Raw genomic sequence first — 3,883 nt, forward strand, 5'->3', positions numbered from 1 at the left:
TAATTGATGGAACGCCGTATGAGGGGAAACCCTCACGTACGGTGTGAATGGGGGGAAAAGCTGGAGATGATTTCAAAGGCTTACCTATCCATATCGAATAAATCCCAATATTTACTCGTTCAGTTGCTTGCCAAGAAATTTAAAAATATTTGTGTTGTAGGTGATTCAGACCAATCGATTTATCGTTGGCGTGGTGCAGATATTGGCAATATTCTTTCATTCGAAAAGGATTATCCAAATGCTAAGGCCATTATGCTTGAGCAAAATTATCGTTCAACAAAACGCATCCTACAAGCGGCAAATGACGTCATTCAAAATAATACAACACGTTATCCAAAAGAACTGCGTACAGAAAATGCAGAAGGTGAAAAAATCGTGTTGTACAAAGCGTATAACGAGCAAGAGGAAGCGCAATTCGTTGTACAAACAATCCAACAGCTTATTCAAAAAGAAGATCGTACATTTGATGACTTTGCGATACTATATCGTACAAATGCTCAGTCCCGTGTGATGGAGGAAGTGCTTGTTAAGTCCAATATGTCTTATCAAATAGTTGGTGGTACTAAGTTCTATGATCGTAAAGAGATTAAAGATTTACTTGCCTACTTGCGCCTTATTGCCAATAATGATGATGATTTATCACTCGCTCGTATTATTAATGAGCCAAAGCGTAGTATAGGTGCAACTTCCTTTGAAAAAATGGCTCGTTATGCGATTGAACAGGATCGCTCTATTTTTGATGCTATGAATGATCTTGTATTCATGGGTCTTTCAGGGAAGGCTGCTAATTCAGCTGAGCAATTTTATGCGATGATTAAAGGCTTTACAGAGATGCAAGAGTATTTATCGGTGACAGAAATTGTAGAGCAGGTCATTGACAAATCTGGTTATCGTGCAATGCTACAAAACGAAAAGACGATTGAAGCAGAAAGCCGCTTAGAAAATATTGAAGAGTTTTTATCAGTAACAAAGGCTTTTGAAGAGCGTAGTGATGATAAGAGCTTAATTGCCTTTTTAACAGATTTAGCTCTAATTGCAGATATTGATGCACTCGATAAAGAGGATGCATCGAAGGGCAACATTATTTTAATGACGATGCATGCCGCTAAGGGCTTAGAATTCCCTATCGTCTTTATCATTGGAATGGAGGAAAATATCTTCCCGCATTCTCGTTCACTTGATGATATGGATGAAATGGAAGAAGAACGTCGTTTAGCATATGTAGGTATAACACGTGCCGAGGAACGTTTATATTTAACGAGTGCACAAAGTCGTACGATTTTTGGTCGTTCTAGCTATAACAATGTCTCACGTTTCTTAGGTGAAATTTCAGAGGATATTACAGAATCAATATCCAAAGGTGGTTCGAAGCCTGAGGTTCCGTTTGCCTCTAGTAATCGTTCAACAGGCGGCTATCAGAAACGCACACTTGGAGCAATTCAGAACACACAGCCTGCAACAGCTCGTTTACAAACAACTGGTGGAGACCAATTCGGCTGGAAGGCTGGAGACAAAGCGTTCCATAAAAAATGGGGAACAGGTATGGTTGTTAGTGTAAAAGGTGAGGGTGATAGTACAGAGCTGGATATTGCCTTCCCACAACCTATCGGTATTAAGCGATTACTAGCACAATTTGCACCTATTGAAAAAGTGTAAGCGGAGGAACTTAAATGAACGAAATCGAACAGCGCATTGAGGAGTTAAATAAATTATTGCATGAATACGGTCATGCCTATTACGTGTTGGATAAACCTGTCGTAGCAGATAGTGTTTATGACCAATTATTACATGAACTTATTGCGTTAGAGGAAGCGAATCCGTCACTCATTCACCCAGATTCACCGACACAGCGTGTTGGCGGAGCAGTGGTGGAAGGCTTTAAAAAAGTGACTCACGATTACCCTATGCTAAGTCTATCAAACGCTTTTAATGAAGAAGACTTACGTGAATTTGACCGTAAAGTGCGTCAAGCAATCGGTGATAACTTTTCCTATGTTTGCGAGCTGAAAATTGATGGTCTTGCTATTTCTTTAAAATACGAAAATGGCGTCTTTGTACAAGGAGCAACACGAGGAGACGGTGTTGTAGGGGAAGATATTACAGCAAATTTAAAAACGATTCGAGCAATACCTCTTCGATTGAAGGATTCAATTACAATTGAAGTACGTGGTGAGGCGTATATGCCTAAAAAATCATTTGAAAAATTGAATGCCCTACGTGCTGAAAATGGAGAGGAATTGTTTGCTAATCCGCGCAATGCGGCTGCTGGATCTTTACGCCAGTTAGATCCTAAAATAGCGGCTAGTCGTCAGCTATCGACCTTTATTTATGCAATTGGGGGAGATGGTGAGGCATATGGTATTGACGGTCATGCCGAGATGCTCGATTATTTAGAGGGACTAGGTTTCCCGTCAAATAAAGAGCGTCAACGCTGCTCAACGATTGAAGAGGTACTAGTCTTTATAGAAAAATGGACTGAAAACCGTCCGAATTTAGCCTATGAAATTGATGGCATTGTTATTAAGGTGGACCGCTATGCACAACAGGATGAGCTCGGTTATACAGCAAAGAGTCCACGTTGGGCAATTGCCTATAAATTCCCTGCTGAGGAAGTAGTCACAACATTACTTGATATTGATTTAACGGTTGGGCGCACAGGGGTTGTTACACCAACTGCTATTCTATCGCCTGTTCAAGTGGCAGGTACGACAGTTCAACGTGCATCATTACACAATGAGGATTTGATTCGAGATAAAGATATTCGACTAGGAGATACAGTCATTATCCGAAAAGCCGGAGACATTATTCCTCAAGTTGTAGGTGTAATACTGGAGCAGCGCCCTGAGGACTCAGTTCCATATGTAATGCCTGAAAATTGCCCTGTTTGTGATAGCGAACTTATTCGTATTGAAGGAGAAGTGGCCTTACGTTGTGTAAATCCTGCATGTTTTGCGCAAATTGCGGAGAGCATTAAATATTTTGTATCGCGTAATGCAATGAATATTGAAGGTCTTGGTGATAAAGTCGTTGAGCAATTATTACGTGCAGATTTAATTCATGATATCTCTGATTTGTATCACTTAACTGTAGAACAGCTTGTCGAGCTTGAGCGTATGGGAGAAAAATCAGCATCGAATTTAGTCAATGCTATTCAGGCTTCCAAGGAAAATTCGATGGAGCGTCTACTAATTGGGTTAGGTATACGCCATGTTGGTGAAAAGGCAGCAAAAATCGTTTCAGAGGAGTTTGGAACGATTGAAGCGGTAATGGCAGCAACAGAGGAGCAACTAGTGGCGATTCATGAAATTGGCGATAAAATGGCTTCATCGCTTGTTGAGTATTTTTTAAATGAGGATGCACGTGCAGTCATTGATCGCCTTGCTGAAGTAGGTGTCAATATGACGTATAAAGGTAAAAAGGTAGAGGTTGTTGTAGGGGATAATCCTTTTGCAGGTAAAACAATCGTATTAACTGGTAAACTTGAGCAATTGACACGCAACGAAGCAAAGGCGAAAATAGAAGAGTTAGGTGGTATTGTTACAGGTAGTGTCAGTAAAAAAACTGATCTTGTCATTGCAGGAGTGGATGCGGGTTCTAAACTAGCAAAAGCTGAGCAGTTGGGCATTGAAGTTTGGAATGAAGACAGCCTAATCGAACAACTTAACCTCGTCTAATAATGGAAAATATCAGGCTCATCACCAAAAGTTGTGGATGACATTTGTTAAAATGTATACCTTATATAAGTTGATTGGAGTGGAGACTGGGCGCCTCCTTGGGGATCAGCGATAGAGGAACGAAGGCTAAAACCACCACGTCCTGTGATAACGACTTCGTGACCAACATCCTGCTGGCCCGAGACCCTGCAGCGCAGCGGGTGTTTTCT

2 protein-coding genes are annotated in these 3,883 nt (G+C 40.9%); both read left to right on the forward strand.

All coding sequences use genetic code 11. The annotated features are described in order from the left end of the window. The first annotated feature begins 6 nt into the window (after positions 1-6). The gene (locus ACQKNC_RS20220; protein ID WP_427426521.1) at positions 7-1,656 is read left to right on the forward strand and encodes a 3'-5' exonuclease; all 1,650 of its coding nucleotides are present in this window, start codon (positions 7-9) and stop codon (positions 1,654-1,656) included. Between the two features lie 14 nt (positions 1,657-1,670). Further along, entirely contained in the window at positions 1,671-3,674 is a 2,004-nt protein-coding gene (ligA, locus tag ACQKNC_RS20225) for an NAD-dependent DNA ligase LigA (RefSeq protein WP_427426522.1), read from the forward strand. The last annotated feature ends 209 nt before the right edge of the window (positions 3,675-3,883 follow it).

This window comes from Lysinibacillus sp. NPDC094177, assembly GCF_050279145.1.
GTDB lineage: Bacteria > Bacillota > Bacilli > Bacillales_A > Planococcaceae > Lysinibacillus.